This window comes from Streptomyces sp. NRRL WC-3618 (assembly GCF_001280005.1).
Taxonomy (GTDB): Bacteria; Actinomycetota; Actinomycetes; order Streptomycetales; family Streptomycetaceae; genus Streptomyces.
In genome coordinates, this window is sequence record NZ_LGDW01000347.1 from 67471 (window position 1) to 88308 (window position 20838).

General features: G+C 70.6%; 15 protein-coding genes and 2 pseudogenes. 6 read left to right on the plus strand and 11 right to left on the minus strand.

Annotation, left to right across the window (positions count from 1 at the left end; genetic code table 11):
* Position 1 precedes the first annotated feature (1 nt).
* Positions 2 to 192, plus strand: a pseudogene (locus ADL01_RS46580) (hydroxylase); the annotation flags it as partial.
* A pseudogene (locus ADL01_RS25185) lies at positions 189 to 949 on the plus strand (SDR family NAD(P)-dependent oxidoreductase). The pseudogenes ADL01_RS46580 and ADL01_RS25185, both read left to right, overlap by 4 nt.
* Here ADL01_RS25185 and ADL01_RS25190 read toward each other — a convergent pair.
* From ADL01_RS25190 to ADL01_RS25205, 4 genes are all read right to left on the minus strand, one after another.
* Positions 943 to 2157, minus strand: a complete 1215-nt coding sequence (locus ADL01_RS25190; protein WP_053744291.1) for a DUF418 domain-containing protein — start codon at positions 2155 to 2157, stop codon at positions 943 to 945. The pseudogene ADL01_RS25185 and the gene ADL01_RS25190 overlap by 7 nt on opposite strands.
* 173 nt (positions 2158 to 2330) lie before the next feature.
* Complete coding sequence (locus tag ADL01_RS47565; protein ID WP_324614636.1) at positions 2331 to 3566, minus strand: discoidin domain-containing protein; 1236 nt, start codon at positions 3564 to 3566, stop codon at positions 2331 to 2333.
* A gap of 237 nt (positions 3567 to 3803) precedes the next feature.
* A complete protein-coding gene (locus tag ADL01_RS25200; RefSeq protein WP_053744293.1) occupies positions 3804 to 5201 on the minus strand; it encodes a prolyl oligopeptidase family serine peptidase in 1398 nt (465 codons plus the stop codon).
* A gap of 109 nt (positions 5202 to 5310) precedes the next feature.
* Positions 5311 to 6690 carry a CitMHS family transporter gene (locus ADL01_RS25205; protein ID WP_053744294.1) on the minus strand — a complete coding sequence of 460 codons (1380 nt, stop codon included), beginning with the start codon at positions 6688 to 6690 and terminating at the stop codon, positions 5311 to 5313.
* Between the two features lie 180 nt (positions 6691 to 6870).
* On the opposite strand from ADL01_RS25205, the gene ADL01_RS25210 reads away from it, so the two are divergent.
* The 3 genes from ADL01_RS25210 (at position 6871) to ADL01_RS25220 (ending at position 10154) form a co-directional block, all read left to right on the plus strand.
* On the plus strand, positions 6871 to 7797 hold the full coding sequence (locus tag ADL01_RS25210) for a LysR family transcriptional regulator (protein WP_053744295.1): 927 nt from the start codon (positions 6871 to 6873) through the stop codon (positions 7795 to 7797).
* Between the two features lie 181 nt (positions 7798 to 7978).
* Entirely contained in the window at positions 7979 to 9196 is a 1218-nt protein-coding gene (locus tag ADL01_RS25215) for a CaiB/BaiF CoA transferase family protein (protein WP_063783582.1), read from the plus strand.
* A complete protein-coding gene (locus tag ADL01_RS25220; RefSeq protein ID WP_078960745.1) occupies positions 9186 to 10154 on the plus strand; it encodes an HpcH/HpaI aldolase/citrate lyase family protein in 969 nt (322 codons plus the stop codon). Before ADL01_RS25215 ends, ADL01_RS25220 begins: the two co-directional genes overlap by 11 nt.
* A 76-nt stretch (positions 10155 to 10230) precedes the next feature.
* On the opposite strand, the gene ADL01_RS25225 is transcribed toward ADL01_RS25220, so the two are convergent.
* From ADL01_RS25225 to ADL01_RS25240, 4 genes are all read right to left on the minus strand, one after another.
* Entirely contained in the window at positions 10231 to 10491 is a 261-nt protein-coding gene (locus ADL01_RS25225; protein ID WP_053744297.1) for a DUF418 domain-containing protein, read from the minus strand.
* A 78-nt stretch (positions 10492 to 10569) separates the two neighbouring features.
* The gene (locus tag ADL01_RS25230) at positions 10570 to 13044 is read right to left on the minus strand and encodes a SpoIIE family protein phosphatase (protein WP_053744298.1); all 2475 of its coding nucleotides are present in this window, start codon (positions 13042 to 13044) and stop codon (positions 10570 to 10572) included.
* Positions 13045 to 13326: 282 nt separating this feature from the next.
* Positions 13327 to 13962 (minus strand): NAD(P)H:quinone oxidoreductase, encoded by a 636-nt coding sequence (gene wrbA, locus ADL01_RS25235; RefSeq protein WP_053744299.1) that lies wholly within the window; start codon positions 13960 to 13962, stop codon positions 13327 to 13329.
* 60 nt (positions 13963 to 14022) lie between these two features.
* Positions 14023 to 15522 (minus strand): aldehyde dehydrogenase family protein, encoded by a 1500-nt coding sequence (locus ADL01_RS25240; RefSeq protein ID WP_053744300.1) that lies wholly within the window; start codon positions 15520 to 15522, stop codon positions 14023 to 14025.
* Between the two features lie 149 nt (positions 15523 to 15671).
* Here ADL01_RS25240 and ADL01_RS25245 point away from each other — a divergent pair, with 149 nt between their 5' ends.
* Positions 15672 to 16373 (plus strand): IclR family transcriptional regulator, encoded by a 702-nt coding sequence (locus ADL01_RS25245; RefSeq protein WP_159049627.1) that lies wholly within the window; start codon positions 15672 to 15674, stop codon positions 16371 to 16373.
* 7 nt (positions 16374 to 16380) lie between these two features.
* Here ADL01_RS25245 and ADL01_RS25250 read toward each other — a convergent pair whose 3' ends face one another.
* The 3 genes from ADL01_RS25250 to ADL01_RS25260 all read right to left on the minus strand — a co-directional run bounded on the left by ADL01_RS25250 (position 16381) and on the right by ADL01_RS25260 (position 20837).
* Positions 16381 to 18318 carry a primary-amine oxidase gene (locus ADL01_RS25250; RefSeq protein WP_053744302.1) on the minus strand — a complete coding sequence of 646 codons (1938 nt, stop codon included), beginning with the start codon at positions 18316 to 18318 and terminating at the stop codon, positions 16381 to 16383.
* 71 nt (positions 18319 to 18389) lie between these two features.
* Positions 18390 to 19781, minus strand: coding sequence for an APC family permease (locus ADL01_RS25255; protein WP_159049628.1), 1392 nt, complete (start codon positions 19779 to 19781; stop codon positions 18390 to 18392).
* Between the two features lie 300 nt (positions 19782 to 20081).
* Positions 20082 to 20837 (minus strand): IclR family transcriptional regulator, encoded by a 756-nt coding sequence (locus ADL01_RS25260; RefSeq protein ID WP_053744304.1) that lies wholly within the window; start codon positions 20835 to 20837, stop codon positions 20082 to 20084.
* Position 20838: the final 1 nt, after the last annotated feature.

A 20838-nucleotide genomic window follows, 5' to 3' on the forward strand; every position in this document is an offset into this window, starting at 1 on the left:
AAACGGCGGCTGCCTCGCCGAGCTGTGGGGCGTACGACAGGCAGGCAGGACCCGCCGCCGCTGAAGCCGGGCGACACGGTGACGCTCACCGTCGAGGGCATCGGCAGTGTCTCCAACACCGTCGTGGAAGGGCCGGAGCCGGTCCCGGTGCCCCTGCCGGTCGCCCGGCGCCGCACACGGGAGCGGCCGTGACCGGCCGGCGCCCCGGGAGGCTTCTCGGCAAGGTCGTCGTGGTGACGGGCGCCGCCGCCGGCCAAGGAGCCGCTGAGGCCGAGGCGCTGGCCCTCGAGGGCGCCCGGGTGATCGCCACCGACGTGACGGAGGCACCCGGCTGCCGCCGCCTCGATGTCACCAGCGAGACGCAGTGGGCACACCTCGCCGCCCACCTGCGCGAGGCGCACGGAGAGGTGCACGGTCTGGTCAACAACGCGGGCATCACCTGACGCGCCCGCATCGGCGAGGTACGCCCCGAGGACATGGGCCGGGTCCACGCGGTCAACGTCACCGGTCCCCTGCTGGGCATCCGGCACCTGATGCCGCTGATGCGCGCGGGGGCGTCGATCGTGAACGTCGGCTCGTCGGCGGCGCTGACCGCCCGCTACCCGGTGGCGTGCACGACCAGCAAATGGGCGCTGCGCGGGCTGTCGGCGACCGCCGCCATGGAGCTGGGACCGCTCGGTATCCGGGTGAACACGATCCACCCCGGCTTCATCGAGACCGAGATGACCGCCTCCGCCGCGCCCGCGTTCCGCGCGGCGAACCTCCTCGGGACGCCGCTCGGCCGCACGGGAACCGTCGACGACATCACCCCGCTCGTCACGTTCCTCCTTTCCGGGACTCCGCGTTCATCACCGGCGCCGAGATCCCGGTCGACGGCGGCCTCACCGCGCACGGCGGCGCGAAGCCGATCTCGGACGGCCTGCGCCCGGGCGCGGACGTGACTCACTGAACGTGCCGGGTGATCCCGGTCGCCCTGCCCATCAGCCATTCGAGCGGCCCCCGTTGGAAGAAGCGGGACCAGACGGTGGCGAACACGGTGACGGAGGCGATGAAGCCGAGTAGGTCGTACAGGCGCCCGCCGGTCGTGTCCTCGGGGACCAGGAGCCAGATGGCGACGATGTGGTAGACGTACGCCGTCAGCGACATCGAGCCGACCGCGATGACGGGCCTGGCCAGGCGGCGCAGCCGGGGGAAGGCGTCCATGGCGGCCAGGCACCCGGTGATCACCAGGATCGCCACTCCTGTGGCGGCCACGATGGACAGGGTCGCCTCGCTGTGCGGGGCGGAGGCCAGCATCCCGGCGGGGCTGTCGCCGAAGATGCCGATGCTGTCAGGCGACACGGACGACATGGACGACATGGACGACATGCCTTGCCCCGCTTCGGCTTTCCGGACGGCTTCGGCGGCACCGGGTACGAGACGCATCGCCAGCCAGGAGCCGCCGTAGCCGGTGACGGCGAGGGCGACGCCGGTGAGGGCGAGGCGTATCCGGACAGTCGTGGCGGCCAGGTCGCAGCGGGCGACAGCCGTCCCGGCGATGACGAACGGGACCCAGGTCAGGGCCGGATAGCCGCCGGTGAAGAACAGCGAGACGGGGCCGTCGGCCTGGCCGTAGGAGGGGAAAACCCGGCCGCCGAACACCGGCTTCAACGCGTACAGCAACTGCGGACCCACCAGGGCCCAGCCCACCGCGATCAGCGCCAGCGGCCCCGCGCCCAGCCGGTACAGCGGCAGCACGAGCAGGAAGAACAGTCCGTAGAAGGCGAGGATCGGCACGACCGGGGTGCCGGTCAAGGTCAGGGCGGTGCCCAGGGCCATCAGGATCACGGCCCGGATGACGACCTTGGCAACGGCCTGGCGGCCGGCCAGGCCGGTCTTCGGGGTGCGGCGCCCGGTGATGAGGGCGACCGCGAAGCCGGCCAGGACGGCGAACAGGGCGGAGGAGCGGCCTTGCGCCAGCTCCATCAGGAAGCCGATGACACCGCCCTGGCCCGGGGGTGGGCCCACATGGACCGCGTACATGCCGAAGACGGCCAGGCCGCGGGCCAGGTCCAACCCGATCAGCCGGCCCGTGTCCGGCGCACCGGGCGCGGGTTCGGCGCGCTCGCGGGCAGGGGACGAGGTATCGGCCGGCGGGGAGTCCGCGTGTGGGGTCATGCCACTCAGGCTCGCGACCGGGCCGGTCGTGGAGCACCCGGCAGAAGTCTGCGATGCCCCTGCCGACCGGAGGGTGTTACCCCTCCGGGTGGCGGGAGCTGCCGTTCGTCGGGCACCGTCGGCGCGGGCTCGGAGTGTCGCGGCGGTGGGTCGCGACACTCCGAGCGGGGCGGTCAGAACTGGCAGGTGTCCATCCAGCGCGTGACCAGGGCGGTGTTGTTCTTGTCGGCGTCACGTGCGGGACCGCACAGGAACGGGCCGAAGCGGGTGTCGGCGCGCAGCCAGAGGCTGAGGAACGACACGATCCACTTGCCCTGCTTGGCCTTGTTGCCGGAGCCCGTCATGGGACACAGATGGTCGCCCGGGACCTCGACGTACAGCTTCTCGGCCTGGGCCATGGAGTTGTACCAGGGCACCGCGTAGGTGTTGCCGTGGGCGACGGGGTCGCTCTGGCAGGTCAGGAAGAAGGTGGGGTCGGTGACTCCGGAGAAGTCGGCGTTCGGGTAGTACGGGGCGGTGGGCACTCCCGCCTTGAAGCGCGCGTCGTCCCGGAGGGCCGCCATCACACCGCCGCCGCCCATGGAGTGACCGACCGCGCCGAGCGTTCCGTTGAGCTTGCCCGACACCGGGTTGCCGGTGGCGTTGCCGAGTGCGAGTAACTGGGTGCCGGCGGCACTGATCTGGCGGCCGCGTGAGGCGGGATCGTCGGTGAGTGTGATGGTTCCGACGTTGATGACGACGAAGCCCCAGGAGGCGAGGCGGGGTGCGAGCCACTGGAGGTTCTGCTGGGTGCCCTGGTATCCCGGCATCAGGACGACGCCCGGGTACGAGCCACTGCTCGTGGGGTACGTGATCGTGCCGGAGCCGTATCCCGCCGGGTTGGGAACGGTGTAGGCGGCCGTGGGCAGCGGCCCGTCGGTGGCTTCGAGGGACGCGGCCGTCGGGTCCGGGACGGTGTTTCCCGGCGGGGTGCCGCCGCCGGTGCCGTACACCTGGAACTCCCACAGCGAGTAGCCGTAGGCGGTGCCGCGTCGGGTGCCGTTGAGGCGGACGTACCGGCCGTTGCCGTTGACGTCGAGGGTCTGTACGCCGCCGGCGCTGGTCGTGGTCGAGTAGACGGTGGTCCAGGTGGTGCCGTCGTCGGAGGTCTGGATCTGGAACGCGCGGGCGTAGGCGGCCTCCCAGCGCAGGACGACCTGGCTGACGGTGACGCTGGCGCCCAGGTCGACCCCCAGCCACTGCGGATCGCTGAACGTGCTCGACCAGCGCGTCGCGGTGTTGCCGTCCACCGCCGCCGACGCGGGAGTGGACGCGCTCTGGTTGGACGAGGAGGTGACAGGTTTGCCCTGGGAGAGCAGGTCGGCGGCGGACGCTGACGGGGCGGCGAACGTCAGAAGAGTCAGGGTCATGCCAATCGTGGTGGCCAGGGCGACCAGTGCCGTCATGGCACGGGGTCGGGTCCGCGAGGGCACGGTCGGGTGGGGTGAACGACTTGATGGACGCATTGCTTTACCTCCGGATAGCGGGTCGAGCGCGGTAACCGGACAGCGAGGTGCGCCCGCACGGTGAGGCTGCGGGAGTTCGCCGGATTGTGAACTCTCACCGTGCGGAAGGAAAGGGGATCGGTCGGAAGCTTTCCGGCCCGGCTACCGGGACTGCTCGAAGAGCCAGTCGATGACCACGTCGTTCTCGTACGTCTGGGCCCATGCGAAGTGGGGGCTCACCGGGGTCGTACCGGCCGTGTAGCTGGTGAACAGTACGTGGTTGCCTGCGGCCCGGGCCTGTCCGAGGAGCGCTCGGGATCGGTCCTCGAACTGTTCCTTCGGCAGATTGTTGGCCCACTCCCCGCGGCTGACCCGAGCGCCGGCTGTCTCCAGTTGGTTCATCAGTGTCCAGGTGCCCGGCTTGCCGAACCGGCCCTCACGGTAGGGGACCACCGGGTCGTCGATGGAGTGGTCGGCCCAGATCGGGATGTGCGTGATCCTCTCCATGGCTGCCGTGTCGCCCCAGCCGGCCGTGGGCAGGGCGGCCGCGAACAGCTCGGGCCGCTTGGCCAGGAGGCTGTAGATTCCGCGTCCGCCCGAGGACAGGCCGACGACATAGAGCCGGGCCGGGTCCACGTCACCGGAGTGCTCGCTCACGAACGTGTCGACGAGTTCGATCAGCGCGGCCTGCACCTTGGCGTCGGTCCAGTCCGTGCCGTCGGGTCCGTCCATGGGTCGGGGCAGGGGAATCTGCGGCGAGAGGACGAACGCCGGGTTACGTCGCTGTCGTTCCGGTTTGGCGAACGTGACCGCGATCCGGTTGGAGGTGAGGTGGGTCATGTTGTTGTTCGCGACCTCGCCACCGCCGTGCAGGGTGACGACGAGCGGGTACCGCGTGCGCGTCCGTCGGTTTCGTAACACTCCCTCGGGCCGGTAGAGCCGGAAGCCCAGCTCGAAACCCGCTGAGTCGGTGAAGGAGCCGGCGGTGAAGTCATCGACCACGGGAGCGCTGACGCCGTCGTTCCGGACCGCGAACGGACCGGCCTTGAGCACCGGTTCGCCTTCCGGGGTGAGGACGTCCGTCAGCTGTCTGACGGAGTACGCGCGGTCGAGCGGAAGGGGGTCGGTGGTGCCCGCGGCCCGCGCGACGGGGTCGTTCGGGTCGAGTTCGATGATCAGGCGGTCCCCCGGCTGTCCGGGGTGCGATCGGTCGTCCACTTCGGCGGTGGTGCTCGGGTAGATCCGGGTCACGGTGCGAGCCGTGGTCCTCCCGCCCACGGTGGCCCTCACCTGGAAGGCGGAGGGCGGGATCACACCGCCGTGCGGGTCGATGCGCTGCGCGTACTGGATGACGACGGCTGTCACCAGCCAGTTGTTGCGGGGGGTCACGCTCGTGACGAGGTCCGTTCGCAGGACCGGATTGGGTCCTGACGACGCGTGTCGTCCGTCGGTTGTGGCTGCCGGGGTGTCGGCGGCGGCCACAGGTGCCGTGCCCACGGCCGGCGCCGCGACCGCGACCGCGGTGCCGGTGAGCACCGTACGTCTGGAGATCCGTCCCATGGGTCCTCGTCTCAGTCGGTGGGGCACCCGACCAGGTGCCGGATGCGGGTGGAACCGGTCGCCCTGGCCCGGACTGCCGGACGCGGGCGGCACGTTGGGGGGACACCGGTCACAGGGAGAACGCGCCGGTGAGCAGGGCGCCGGCGGTCATGACCAGGGTGGTGGCGAAGGCCCAGCGGAAGATGAAGCGCTGGTGTGCGCCGAGCGACACCCCGCTCATGCCGACCAGGATGAACGTGGACGCGGTGAGCGGACTGAGCGGGAAGCCGGTGGTCATCTGGCCGAGGATGGCGGCCCTGGCGACCTCGGCCGGGTCGGTGCCGAGACCGTGCGCGGTCTCGGCGAGTACGGGCAGTACCCCGAAGTAGTAGGCGTCCGGGGTGAAGACCAGGCTCAGGGGCATGCCGGTGACGGCGACCGCGACGGGCAGGTGCGGCCCGAACGAGTCGGGGACGACGGAGACGAGCGCCTCGGCCATCTCGTCGATCATTTTCGTGCCGCTGAGGATCCCGGTGAGCACACCGGCCGCGAAGATCATCGTGGTGACCAGGACCACGCTCTTGGCGTGCTTGTCGAGCAGCGTCTGCTGCTGTTCCCAGGTGGGGTGGTTGACCAGCGCGGCGATCGCGAACCCGAGGACGAACAGCACCGGGAGCGGCAGCACTTCCTGGATCAGGCTGATCACCAGGGCGACGGTGAGCAGGAGGTTGAAGACGTTCAGCCAGGTTCGCGGCAGCGGCGGGACCCGTACCGTGCCGGGGCCGTCCCCGGGGAGCCGCAGCACCTGACGGTCCGGCTCGCCGGCCGTGACGGAGCCGGCCGTGGTGACGGTGACCGGCGGGCTCGGCTCGGTGGCCGGATCCCCGAGGGACAGCACACCGAGGCGCCTGCGCTCCCGGCGGCCGAGCAGCCAGGAGGCCGCCAGTACCCAGAGGACACCGAAGCCCATCGCGGGGAGTACGGGGTTGAAGACGTCGGAACTGTCCAGCTTCAGCGCCGCCATGGCGCGTACGGTCGGGCCGCCCCAGGGGACCATGTTCATCACGCCCGCGCCCAGGCAGACCACTCCGGACAGCACCAGGGGGTTCATACCGAGCCTCTTGTACACCGGCAGCAGCGCGGAGACGGTGATGAGGAAGGTGGAGGCGCCGTCGCCGTCCAGGGCGACGCACAGGGTGAGGACGGCGGTGGCGACGGTGACCCGCAGGGGGTCGCTGCGCGCGACACGTAACAGACCACGGATCAGGGGTTCGAACAGCCCGGCGTCCATCATCAGGCTGAAGTAGAGGACCGCGAAGGCGATCATGATGCCGGTGGGGGCCACCTTGGTCAGCCCGCCGAGGATCAGCTCGCCCAGCTCGCCCGCGTGGCCGCCGACGATCGCCGCGAGCACCGGGATCAGGATCAGAGCGACCAGTACCGAGGCCCGCTTGGTCATGGTGAGCAGCAGTACGGCGGCGATCGTGGCAAAGCCCAGGGCTGCCGGCATTGGCGGCGCTCGCTTTCTCGGGGACGGCCCTCGGCGGCGGTGGGCGAGAGCTGGGCGACAAGGCCTAGGTGTTACGCGAGAGTTTCTGAGCACCACCTGATCGGTGTCCAGCATCAAACGGAGATCTGGCCATGCGATAAGCGCATCAATTCAGGTGGTTGAGCCCTATGCTCGCCAGCCATGGAGGCCACCACCCTGCGCCAACTGGCGGCGTACGCAGCCGTGGCACGAGCCGCGAGCTTCACCGCGGCCGCCGCCGAGATGCACGTGTCCCAGTCCTCGCTCAGCCGCGCGGTCGCGGACCTGGAACGTCAACTCGGCGTCCAGCTCCTCGAACGGGACACCCGCAACGTGCGGTTGACCGCGGCGGGCGTCGAGACCCTGCGGATCGCCGAGCAGATCGTCACCGCCCACCGGGCGGGCATGAAGGAACTCAGGCGGTTCCTGCTCGGCGAGTCGGGAACGGTCGCCGTGGCCACCCTTCCCTCGGTCGCCGCGGTCCTTCTGCCGCAGGTGATCTCCGACTTCCGCGAGCGGCGACCGCAGGTGGCGGTACGCCTCCTGGACGGCCTGGAGCGGCTGGTGCTGGACCGGGTCCTGTCCGGTGACGCGGACTTCGCGATCACCACCGTCGGGGACCTGCCGGCGCGGTTGGAGCACCGCCCCCTGGTCAGGGACCGCTTCGTCGCGGTGCTGCCGGAGGGGCACCCGCTCACCGACCGCCACGAGATCACGTGGGACGACCTGGCCAGCCGTCCGTTCCTGGCCGTCGGGCGCGACTCGAGCGTGCGCCGGCTCACCGACGCGGCCTTCGCCCAGATCGACGCGCGTGCGCGGCCGGCGGCCGAGGCGGGCAGCATCGCGACCGTGGGCGGACTGGTCGCCGCCGGCCTCGGAGTGTCGGCGATGCCCGCCCTCGTACTCCCGCTGATGGGCGCCGGGCGCGTCGTCTGCCGCCCCTTGGTGGACCCCGTGGTGGACCGGCGACTGGACATCGCGCTGCGCGCCCGCCGCACGCTGCCCACCGTGACGCAACGGTTCCTGGAGACGCTCGACGAGTTCCGCCTCCAGGGCCGCGCTCTGCCACCCGGGGTGTCCTGGGCGTGAGGCCCGGGCCCGACGAGGACGATTCATGCGTTCTTCGCATGGATTGATGGCCGTCTGTTGCTCGACACGCATTTCCCCGCTCCGGCACTCTGAAGACCCGGTCGGCGACCACCGAGCCGTACCAAAAGGCCTGTGTTGCCGGGCGTCAATGCGAGACAGCACGGGCAGGGGGAGCGCATCGGTGTCGGACGACGAGCGGAACACCGCCGGACGCGGGCAGTTGCACGGGCTGAAGGTGGTCGAGTTCGCCCATGTGGTGGCCGGGCCGCTGGCCGGTTCGATGCTCGCCGACCAGGGGGCCGACGTCGTCCATGTGGAACCGCCCGGCGCCGGAGACGCGGCCCGCGCCATGGGACCCCGGCGGGACGGTGTGCCCCTGTGGTTCAAGGTCGCCGGCCGCAACAAACGTTCGGTCACCCTCGATCTGCACCACGAGGCCGGCCGAGCCGTCGCCCGGCGGCTCGTCGCCTGGGCGGACGTCGTCATCGTCACCCTGCGCGCCGGACGGCTGCGCGCCTGGGGGCTCGACTGGGACGCCGTGCACCGGATCAACCCGCGAGCCGTACTGCTGCAGATCTCCGGCTTCGGCGCCACCTCGTCCCAGGCGGACGCTCCCGGCTTCGGCAAGATGGGCGAGGCACGCAGCGGCGTCGTCCACCTGACCGGTTTTCCGGACGGCCCGCCCGTCCACACCGGCTTCTCGCACGGTGACGCCGTGACCGGCCTGATGGGCGCCTACGCCGTCCTCGCGGCCCTGCACCGCCGTGACCACGACCCCGGGTTCGACGGCGAGTGGATCGACCTCGCTCTGTTCGAGTCGCTGTTCCGGCTCGTCGAGTGGCAGGTCATCGTCCACGACCAGTTGGGAAGCGTGCCCGAACGCGCGGGCAACCAGCTGGCGGTCGCCCCCGGAGCCGTGATCAACACCTACCGCTCCGGTGAGGGCGAGTGGATCACGGTGACCTCGGCGACGCTGCGCTCGGTCCGCAACGTCGCCCGTCTGCTGGGCCTTGCCGAGGAGGAGTTCGCCACGGCTGAGCAACAGTACGACCGGCGCGCGCAGTTGGACGAGGGGCTGCGGAAGTGGGTGGCGGAGCGCGGCACCGGCGAGTGCCTCGAGGAGTTCGCCCGCGCCGAAGTCGTGGCCTCACGGGTGTTCGACGCGGCGGACATCGCCGCCGACCCCGTGTACGCCGAACGCGAGGACATCATCACCGTGGACGACCCCGACCTCGGTCCGGTGCGGATGCAGGCGGTGATCCCGCACTTCCGCCGGCGGCCCGGCCGGGTCTGGCGGACGGGACCCGCCCTCGGGCAGGACAACCACCTCGTCTACGGACAGTGGCTCGGACTCAGCGCCGACGAGCTGGCCGCCCTGGAGACGAGCGATGTCATCTGAGGCGTCCGAGGTGCCGTCGCAGGGGCCGGGCGGGGTGACCATGGGAGCCGTCGACCGGCCCCCGCTGCGTTCGCTGCTCTTCGTCCCGGGCACCAGGACCGACTGGCTGCCGAAGGCCCGGGCGGCAGGCGCCGACGCCGCCGTCCTCGACCTGGAGGACGCGGTGCCCGCCGCGGACAAGCTCGCCGCCCGCGCCCAGGTGGCCGACGCCGTCACGCGGGCCGGCCAGGACGCGCGGATGGCGCTGTTCGTCCGCGTCAACCCGCTGGACGGCTGGACAGGGGCCGAGGAACTGCGCGCGGTCGTACGGCCCGGACTGGCCGGCGTCGTCCTTCCCAAGGTCCGCCACGCCCAGGACGTGAAACTCGCCGACCAGCTGCTGACCTGGTGCGAACGGGAACAGGGCCTGCCGCCGGGTCAGGTCGCCCTCGTCCCCCTGCTGGAGACGGCCCGGGGCCTGCGCGAGGCCTACGACATCGCCCGCGCCGCCCCACGCATCGCCTACCTGGGCGCTCTCAGCACCCCCGGCGGTGACGTGGAACGCGCCGTCGGCTACCGCTGGAGCCCTGGCGGAACCGAGACCCTGGCACTGCGCTCCCGCGTTCTGCTGGACGCCCGGGCAGCCGCGGTGCCCTGCCCGGTCAGCGGAGTGTGGACGCGGATCACCGACCTGGCGGGGCTGCGCGCCTTCGCCGAGCAGAACCGCTCCCTCGGCTACGAGGGCATGTTGGCGATCCATCCCTCCCATGTCCCCGTGATCAACGAGGTGTTCACTCCCGACGCCGCCGAACTCGCCCGCTGCGCAGGGCTGATCGCGGCGGTCGAGGCGGCGCAGCGGGCCGGGACGGGCGCCGTGACGTTCCAGGGCGAGATGGTCGACGAGGCGATGGCCCGTACGGCCCGTCTGGTCCTCGAACGGCACGGGGCACCGGCTCACGTGGCGCGTACGAGTTCCTGAACGAAGGCCGGTGCCCGCCCGGGAGGCTCCCGGGCGGGCACCGCGCTCGGCCGCGGGACACGGCGCCGCGAGGCGTTCACCGGACGTGGCGCGCGATGCCCGTCGCCTTCGTCATCAGCCACTCGAGCGGGCCGCGTGAGACGTACCGCGACCAGACGGTCGCGCACACCATGACCGCCGCGATGAAGCCGAGCAGTACGTGCAGCGGTGACCCGGGCAGCTGCTCGACGCCAAGGAGCTGGATGCCGACGATGTGCAGGACATAGGCCGTCAGCGACATGGAGCCCACCGCGACGACCGGCCCGGCCAGGCGTCGCAGGCGGGGGAAGGCGTCCATGGCGGCCAGCGGGTCCAGTTACCGGTGAGGCTGGCTGATGACCGTCCGGAGTGATCGGTGAGCAGCGCCGGGTGTGCGTCAGCCGCTCGCGCCGGGCCGGCTGTCGCGCTCGCGCGCACTCTCATCCGGCAGGGGCTGTTCCGCCCAGATCGTCTTGCCGACGGAGGTCTGACGACTGCCCCAGCGCTCGGCGACGTGGGCGACGAGCAGCAGTCCGCGTCCGCCCTCGTCGTAGATGCGAGCCCGCCGCAGGTGCGGGGCGGTGCTGCTGCCGTCGGAGACTTCGCAGATGAGTGCGTCGGCGCGGATGAGCCGCAGCTCGACGGGGCCGTTGCCGTACCGGATGGCGTTGGTGACCAGCTCGCTGACGATCAACTCGGTGGCGAACTCGAGTTCGGCCAGCCCCCAGGTGTCCAGCTGCTCGGCCGCCACCTTGCGAGCCCCGGCGACGGCCGCGGGATCCATGGGCAGCTGCCAGGTGTGTACCTGGTCCGCGCCGAGAGTGGAGGTGCGGGCCAGGAGCAGGACGACATCGTCGGCAGGGGGTTCGGGCAGTACCTTGCGCAGCACTTCGTCGCAGGTTTCCTCCAGGCCGGCGGCCGGGCGGCGCAGCGCTTCACACAGCAGGTCGAGTCCGACGTCGATATCGCGGCCGGGGGTTTCGATCAGGCCGTCGGTGTAGAGGGCGAGCAGGCTGCCCTCGCCCATCTCGATCTGGGCGGCCTCGAAGGGCAGTCCACCCAGGCCGAGCGGTGGCCCGGCGGGCAGGTCCACTACTTGTACAGTCCCGTCGGAGGTCACCAGGACGGGCGGCGGGTGCCCTGCCCGTGCCAGGTCGCAGCGGCCAGTGACGGGGTCGTAGACGGCGTAGAGGCAGGTGGCCCCGACCTCTCCCGAGGCATCCTCCGCCTGCCCTCGCGCATCCGGGCCTTCCTCCCGGTCGAGGCGGACGACCAGGTCGTCCAGCCGGGTGAGCAGCTCGTCGGGGGCGAATTCGGCGTCGGCGAGGGTGCGTACCGCGGTGCGCAGACGGCCCATCGTGGCCGAGGCGTGCACACCGTGGCCCACGACGTCGCCGACCACCAGCGCGACCCGTCCTCCGGACAGGGCGATCACGTCGAACCAGTCTCCGCCGATCTCGTCCCCCGAACCGGCGGGAAGGTACCGGTGGGCGAGGTCCACCGCCTCCGCTCCCGTCAGCCGCTCGGGCAGCAGACTGCGCTGGAGGGCGAGCGCGGTCCGGTGCTCGCGGGTGTAGCGGCGGGCGTTGTCGATGCTCACCGCCGCCCTGGCGGCGATCTCCTCGGCGAGCGTCAGATCGTCCTGGACGAAGGGATCCGCAGTACCGTGCCGCAGGAGGAGCATCACGCCCAGGGTGACGCCCCGCGCGCTCAGCGGCACCATCATCACCGAATGGATCTTGAATCGCCTCATGCTCTCGGCTCGGGCCGGGGAAGCCGTCGACCATGCACGCAGCAGCGGATCGCCCGCACTGTAGTGGCTTGCCCGGCCTGTGATCAACGCCTGCGCCGGTGGGGAGCCGGGAGGGTGGGCGTCGGTGTCACCCGTCGGAACGACGGATTCCGGGCATCCCTGGAGCACCGACCGTTGCGCGGTACGGCGGCAGACGACCGGCGTGTCGGGGGGTACCGGTTGCGGTTCGTGTCCCTGTACGACCGACTCCAGCAGGTCGACGGCGGCGAAGTCGGCGAACCCCGTCACCGCCACCTCGGCCAGTTCCTCGGCTGTCCTGGTCACGTCCAGGGTGCTGCCGATGCGCACGCCGGCGTCGTTCAGCACCGCCAGGCGACGCCGGGCCCAGTACTGCTCGGTGATGTCGATCACCAGCGCCGACACCCCCAGCACCGCGCCCGCCCGGTCCTTCAGCGGGGAGAGGAACAGAGACCACGCGTGATCGCGGACCTCACCGGAGGCTCGGAAAGGCTGCTCCTCACGGAAGATCATCTCTCCGGAGCGCACGACCTGGTGCTGAAGACGGTCGATCTCGTCCAGGGGCGGAGTGGGATAGATCTCCCACAGTGTCCGCCCTCTCATCTCCTCCGGCGTCAGCCCCATGGCCTGGCTCATCACCTGGTTGCAGGTGACGAACCGCGCCTCGCTGTCGTAGACGGCCACGGGCAGCGGGAGCTGCGCGAGGGTGAGGTCCCACAGCTCCGCCGTCCCCCCTTCGGTCGGTCCGGAGGCGTACGCCACCGCCGCCGGGGTGACGATCCACAGGGTGCCTCCGTCCACGTCCGCCAGCGGCATACCCCGGAGCCGTACGGTGACACGCTCTCCGTCCCGGTCCCGCAGCACCACGTTGCTCGTCCACGGTTCCGTTGCGGCCAGGTGGCGCCGCATGGCGACGGGCAGCCTCGCGGCGAGCAGGCCTGCGGCCCGCCGACCGACCACTTCCTCGCGCTCGTACCCGAGCAGTCGCCCGGCTCCGGCGCTCCACATCGTGACGGCTCCGCGTGCGTCGATGACGACCGCGAAGTCCTCGGGTGCTGCTTCGCTCCCTACTGCTGTGGTGGTGTCGGGCTCGTTGTCCATGGGCATATCCCGACCTCGTACCTGGCGCGCCCCGGCGCGGGCGCCGAGTCACCCCTCACGGGCGCTGCCTCCAGCATCCCGCCACAGCACACCTCGCTCAACCGGCCGCTCAGGCACCAGTGACGGTTGGCGGCGGGCGCCGGCGACGATCGCGCCACGGACGCTCCCTTCCTTCCGGCCCCACCGCCACATCATGATCAAGGCGGCGCCCTTATGCCCGCGCCACCCCCAACAGCAGCGACGAGCACCGGCCAGACCTACGGGACGCGGTGCGGCTGCCCCTCAGCCCGGCGCCGCGGGCTCCCTCGTCCGCTCCGCCGCGAGCAGCGTCGTGAACCGGGCCAGCCGGGTCCCCTGGAAGCGGGCGCAGTCCAGGGTGACCTCGTCCGGGGCCGTCGAGGGGTATCCGGCGGGCCACGATGTCCCGTAGGGGTTTCCACCGGCGGCGTAGACGATGTCGTCGGTGTAGCCGAGGGGGACGATGAGCGCGCCCCAGTGGTAGAAGACGTTGTTCAGGGACAGGATCGTCGACTCCTGACCGCCGTGCTGCTCGGCCGAGGAGACGAAAGTCGTCACCGGCTTGTCCGCCAGCTTCCCCGCCTGCCAGAGGCCTCCGGCGGAGTCGATGAACTGCTTCAGCTGGGCCGCCGGGGCGCCGTAACGTGTCGGGGTGCCGAAGGCGTATCCGTCGGCCCATTCCAGGTCGTCGAGTTCGGCGACCTCGACGGTCGACTCGGTCTCCTGGCGGTGCCTGGCCCAGTCCGGGTTCGAGGCTATCGCCTCGGCCGGGGCGAGCTCGGCGACCCTGCGCAGCCGTACCTCGGCGCCCGCCGATTCGGCGCCTTCGGCCACGGCCTTCGCCAGCTGATGTACGGACCCGGTGGCGCTGTAGTAGACGACCAACACATGTGCTGCCATGGAACATCCCTCCCGGAGGTCTGATGCTGGATCACGACGAGGGCGCCCGAGGGCGCCTGTTCACTTGGCCGGTGTGTAGGAGAGGACAGCGGTGACCGTCTTCTCCTCGGTGTTCGCCTCGATTCCGGCCCAGCCGAGTTCCCGCCCCTGACCGCTGAGCTTGGAACCACCCCACGGCAGCCGGGCGTCGAGCGGCGCCCAGCCGTTGATCGCGACCGCGCCGGCCTTCACCACGCGGGCGACCGCATGGGCCTTGCTGACGTCGGAGGTCCACAGGGTGGCGGCCAGGGCGTAGTCGCTGTCGTTGGCTGTCGTGATCGCCTCGGATTCCGAGTCGAACGGGATGATCGCGCCCACCGGTCCGAAGATCTCCCGCCGGGCGATGGTCATGGCGTTGTCGACGTCGGCGAAGAGTGTCGGCTCGACGAAGAACCCCTTGCCGGACGGTCGGCCGCCCCCGGTGACCAGACGGGCGCCCTCGCTCGTCCCGGCCGCGATGTACGCGCACACCCGTTCCAGCTGCCGTGCGTTGATCAACGCGCCCATCGTGGTGCCCTCGTCGAACGGGTCGCCGACCTTGATCTCGCTCGCGCGGGCCACCAGCCGTTCGACGAACTCGTCGTACACGGAACGAGCGACCAGGATCCGACTGCCGGCGGCGCACACCTCGCCCTGATTCGCGAAGATGCCCGCCGCCACTCCCTGCGTGGCCTCGTCGAGATCGGCGTCGCCGAAGACGATCTGGGGGCTCTTGCCGCCGAGTTCCAGCGTCGTGCGTCGGAATCCCTTCGCGGCGGCCACGGCCACCTTGTAGCCCGTCTCGGGGCTTCCGGTGAACGAGATCTTGTCGACGCCGGGGTGGTCGATGAGTGCCTGGCCCGTGACGGCCCCGAGTCCTGGGAGCACGCTGAACGCCCCTGCGGGGAACCCGGCTTCCTCGACCAGCTTCGCGAGGAGAAGAGAGGTGAGGGGCGCGTCCTCCGGAGGCTTCAGGACGACGGCGCAGCCCGCGGCGAGGGCCGGCGCGATCTTCCATGCCCCGATCATGGTCGGCGAGTTCCAGGGCGTGATGGCCGCGACGACTCCGACGGGCTCGCGCACGGTGTAGCTGTGCGTGGGCCTGCCCATGTACGGGCCGGTCGGGACGGAACGGCCTTCCAGCTTGTCGGCCCAGCCGGCGAAGTAGCGGAACGCCTGGATCGCCTGGGGCAGGTCGATCACCCGTGGCTCGAAACCGGGCTTGCCGATGTCCAGTGACTCCAGCGTCGCGAACTCCTCGCTGCGCGCGTCGATCAGATCGGCGAGTCGATGCAGCAGGAGCGCCCGGTCGCTTCCGTCGGTCCTTCCCCACGCGCCCTCGTCCAGTGCGGACCGGGCGTGGGACACGGCCTGGTCCACTTCGCGAGCCCCGGCGGCGGCCACCGTGGTGAGCCGTTGTTCGGTCACGGGATCGATCACGTCGAAGGTGTCGATGCTCTGGCTGCTGTCCCAGCGCCCGGCGAAGTAGGGCTCCGTCGGAACCGTGCTGACCAGCCGTTCAGCTTCTGTGCGTGCTAGCATGAGTACGATTACCGTTCTATGTGGACGATATTTGAAACCATAGGGATGTCGGTGAGGCCGGGTCAAGGGGTCAGCGGTATACGGCCGTTCTCACCGCCGTGACATGATGTGCGGCACGCAAATGCTGGAGGCGAGAGAAGATCGTGGCGGTGACCGGCGGGGAAACGTCCCTGACTCTTGACCGCGGGCTGACGGTGCTGTCACTGCTCGCAAGGAACGCCGACGGTCTGACGGCCGCAGAGCTCGCCGAGCAGCTGAGCATCGCCCGGGCGGCCGTCTACCGCCTGCTGCGCACGCTGGAGGCGCACAGTCTCGTCGCCCGGCTCGGCACGAGGTACATCCTCGGGTTCGGCGTGGCCGAACTGGCCGGGCAGCTCAAACCGCGGCTGCAGGCCACCGTCCTGCCGATCCTGCGCAGGCTCAGCGAACAGACCAACAGCACGGCGCTGCTGAGCGTCGCCGACGGCGACCAGGCCCTGATCCTGCTGACGGCGGAGCCCCCGAACTCCACCATGCACCTCGCCATGCGGGAAGGCGCCCGCCACTCCTTGACCCTCGGCGCGGACGGGGTCGCCATCCTCGCCGGCCGCCCCGAGAGCGACGACGACACCGCCGACGTCCGCGAGGCGCGTCGCCGCGGCTACGCCGTCAGTGTGGGCTCGATCCAGGAGGGCGCGGTGGGCATCGCGGCCCCCATCCAGGTCTCGGACTGGGCGACCGCGAGCCTCGGCGTCGTACAGCTCGGTCTCAAGCTCGTCGACGAACACGTTCCCCACCTGGTGACGGAGGCCGCCAGGACGGCCGCCACCCAGTTGGTGGGGGCGGCCGGCCCGCAAGCCGTCGAGCGTTAGGAGCCGGTCACCCCTGCTGCTCCGCGGAGTGGCAGTGGGCCGTGCCGTGCCCCGGCTGGGGCGGTACGTCCAGGGAGGGGTTGCGGTCGAAGAAGCCGACCGGCTTCAACGAGAACCCGACGTAGTCGCACGGCATGATGGGCCAGTCCTCCGGACGGGGCAGGTGCGACGTCCCGAAGGTGTGCCACAGCACCACGTCCGTGTCGACCAGATCGCGCTCCTGCTCGACCCACTTGCCGATCCCGTCCCCGGGGTGCTGGTTCGGGTAGTCGCCGGCCGCGTGCAGCTCGTCGGGGCTGTACCGGGTCACCCACAGATGCGCCCGCGCGAACTCGGCGCGGCGCGCCAGATCGCTTTCGGGAGCGGCGAGCAGGGTCGGGCCGACGAACGGGACCAGCTTGTAGGCGACGGGCTCGCCGAAGCGGTTGCGTACCTGGGGATTGGTGATCTTCCAGGTACGGGCGGTGAGCGGGTTGCACATCCTGCGGCCGTCGCGTTCGTTGGTGATCGCCGTGGGCCGGGCGACGATCGCGTTGCCGTACGGGTTGTCCGGCCCCATCGGGAGGCCCACCGCGTCGACCTCCACGACGGTGTTGCCCGGTCCGTCGACCTCCATGTCCAGCCGCATGTTGAACAGGTGCTGGTGGTTCGGCGCGTCCAACTGCGGTGCCACGAGGGTTCCGTAGGCGGGTTTCTCGCCGGGAGCCACGGCCCGCGTCTGGACGATGCCGGTCAGCTTGGCCTCGAACTGGATCGTCCCGTCGAGGTAGAAGTACCAGAAGAAGCCGTACTCGTAGTTGCCGATCGTGTGGATCGACGACACGACCAGCCGCCGGGAACGCCTGACCTCCGCCTGCTGCACGTAGCGGAAGTCCCAGTGCTTCCAGAGGATCCCGTAGTCCTCCTCGTGCAGACAGATGGCGTTGGTGACGGTGTGCGGGGTGCCCGACTCGTCGGAGAGCACCGCGTCGAGGTACCTGATCTCGCCGAGGCAGTCGCACCCGAGGCTGAGCGAACCGACCGTCTTCCCCAGGCTGTACTCGCCCGCGTCGAAGACGTTCCGGAAGTAGAAGTCGTCGCTGGTGTCGCCGTAGGGCACCACCATCTCGCTGATACCGGCCCGGTGCACGATCGGGCGCCGGCGCCCCCCGTCCTGGTAGGAGACATCGCTGATGACGAGTCCCTCCACCACGTCGATGTGGGCGTGCAGCCGCCACCGCTGCCACTCGATCACATTGCCGGAGACCGTGAAGGAGGGTCCTTCGGGCTGGGTGATCTCGATGGGGCGGAGGTCGTCGCGCAATGGTCCGGCGCTGACCGGGTCGTAGTTCCCGCTCTCCGGCGGAATCGGCAGCGGGTCCCCTTCCGAGATGGCCACCACCGAACGGGCGTCGCAGTCGATGACGAAGACGAGGTTCCCCACCGGCCTGGCGTAGCCGTTGTCCGCGGTGAAGTGCCGGACGTACGCGCTCGCCCGGATCACGCGTCGTCGCGCGTCCACGCCCTCGATCGGCAGCGTGCCGGTCGACCAGGGGTCGAACTGCACCTGCGAGAGATCGTCGACACCGTGCCGGGTCAGGGCTTCCGCCGAGGGCGGGTCGTTCTTGATGATCTCGTCGAGCGCCATCAACTCGTCGATCATGATGGGCGGTTGCATGCCGGGGCGGTGCTCCCAGGAGACCATGGTGTCGTTCGTGAGATCGACCCGCGCCTCGAACATGGCACTGGCCTCGGGGTCGTAGACGACGAGGAACGCCACGCGGGGGATCGGGCGCGAGGGGTCGAACTCCCGCACCAGTTCTTTGTCCGGCAGGTCCAGTCGGATCAGCGGGAACTTGATCGCCTGTCGATGGGCCTGACCGGAACGCACCACGCCGACGGCCTGCTCCATCTCCTTGGCGGTCAGCGGATCGTACGGGTGCGGTACGGCGGTGGTCACTGCCATTCCTCCTGCGGGGTGCGGGGAGTGCGTCGGAAGGGGGGAGGGAGCGGGGGGTACTGGGGACGTCACGGAGGTCAGGTCTCCGAAACGGCGGTCAGGCTCTTGGGCGGCACGCTGCTGCCGGGGGACGGGCGGCGGCCTATGACGAACGACCACGCCACGCCGAGTGCGATCCAGAGGAGCAGCGCCCAGGGGACGGTGTCGAGAGGGCTCTGCGCCTTGTAGACGGCGCCGAAGACCGCGCCGGCCGACACCACGGCGCCGACGCTGCCGGCGGCGAGGAGTTTGGCGTGGCTGACGTACGGCCACAGGCCCTTCACGCCCAGGGCCGCGACGACGCAGTACATCAGCGCGAGGCCGGTGCCGCCGAAGCCGGCCATCCAGCTGAACGCCGGGGACCACTGCGGTTGCAGGACACCGGGCTGAGCGGTCTCGCGCGAGAGGATGCCGTCCCCGAGGCGTACGGCGACGATGACGACGCACGCGAAGGCGCCCAACAGGGCGGCGCCCCATACCGGTGTGTGGAACCGGCGGTGCAACTCCGCCAGTTTCGAGGGCAGTCGGCCGGTGCGGGCCATGGCGAGCATCCCCCGGCTCGACGCGACGCCGACGCCGATCGCCACCGCGAGGACGTCGAAGATGATCAGGATGCCCATGAAGGTCCCGAAGCCGGCGGACCCGTACTCCTTGCCGGAGGCGAGGGCCTCCAGCGGGAAGACGCTGGCCTTCCACGCCTGCGCGTCGAGGCCGAAGCCCACGTCCTGCGCGTAGGCGACGATCAGGTAGTAGACCCCGACGATGATGATCGACCACATGACCGCCCGGGGCACATGGCGCTTGGGGTTCGCGGTCTCCTCGGCGAGGTTGGCCGCCGATTCGAACCCGACGAACATGTTGATGCCGTAGAGAACGCCGTAGAGAAGGTCCAGGCTCCCCACGGAGAACGGGTTGAAGGGTTCGGCGGACAGGCCCTGATCACTGGTGCCGACCCGGAAGACGATGACCAGGGAGAAGACGAGTACGACAACGATGGTGACCAGGGCGAGGACGAGCTGCGTACGGATGGACACCTGGACGCCGACCACGAGAAGGGCGACGACGAGCAGGGCGTATCCCAGCGACAGGGGCCACCACGGTACGTCCACGGACAGGGAGTTGAGCAGCCACGTCTGGGTGAGCCCGCCCAGGACGAGGAACGTCGACGCCCCCAGCACCATCATGGCTCCGTAGTAGAGCCATCCGGCGATCACGCCCATGCGTGGGCCGGCACTGTCACTGACGTATTCGTAGAGCGACCCGCACAGGTGGATCCGTTTCGCGTACTGGGCGATGACCCAGCCCACTCCGCAGATGCCGATGCCCGCGATGGCGATCGCGATCGGGGTGGCGGTTCCGGCCCCGCGCCCCGTGGCCGACAGCCCCACGACCAGGGGCAGGAGGGCCGCGACCGAGAACACAGGTCCCATGAAACCGATGGATTGAGTGAGGACGCCGATCAACGTCAGGCGGCCTTGAGCCAGGGTGGTGCGATCAGGGCTAGTCATCCCGATCAGCCTCCAGTTCACCACTGTGCGATATTCGTACACGGTGTACGTTTGTTGAAAGCACATGTTGTGGTGACCCGGGGCGGGTGTCAAGGCCCCACCTCCGCAATCGCGCGATCCACGGGGCCGCCCGTCCCCGCCCGACGGACAGAACTCCGCCCCCGCCGAAATCCTTCAGCGGGGGCGAGAGTTGTCCGGACCGGCGGTGCGGACCGGCGGGCCCTACTGGGAGCCCAGCAGGAACGCGCGGGCCGCTCGCGCGGCGGAGACCACTTCCGGGGTGGATTCGTCGACGCGGTCCTGGCGGTGCGAAACGAACATCACGCACGCGTCCAGTACGTCCCCGTCCTGGGCCAGCGGAGCCGCGACGGCGTGGGCCCCCGGTTCCACCGCGCCATGGCTGGTGACCCAGCCCCGGCGGCGCGCCTCGCGGACGGCGTCCGTGTCGTCCTCGGCGGGTGCCCGGCCGGCCCGGATCGCACAGGGGGCGGCCCCCCGGTCCAGCGGCTGGCGAGAGCCCTTGCGGTAGGCGAGGTGGTAGTCGGAGTCCTGGGGAACCGCCGTGGCCACGGCGACGACACAGTCCGGCTCCGGGAAGAACAGGATCGCCGTACCGCCGTACCGGTCCGCGAGTTGCTGCAGCAGTGGCTGGACGAACTCCGCGAGGGTGGGCCGCGAGGCGCCCGCGAGCGTGTGGAGTTCCCCGCCGGGCAGATAGGCGCCGTCCGCGGTCCGGGCCAGGAATCCCTCCGAGGCGAGCGTGCCCGCGAGGCGGTGTACGACGGTCCGGTGCAGCCCCGTTCGGGCGGCGATCTCCGCCACCGTCAGACCACGGGGCTGATGGGCGACGGCCCGCAGAACGGCCAGGCCCCGGACGAGTGTCTGCGACGGCGGCTGGCTGGGGCGCTTCGGCTTCTCCGCCCGCCCGTCGTCGTCACCGGCGCCGTTCTCCACGTCGTTCGCGGCCTCTGCCCGCACG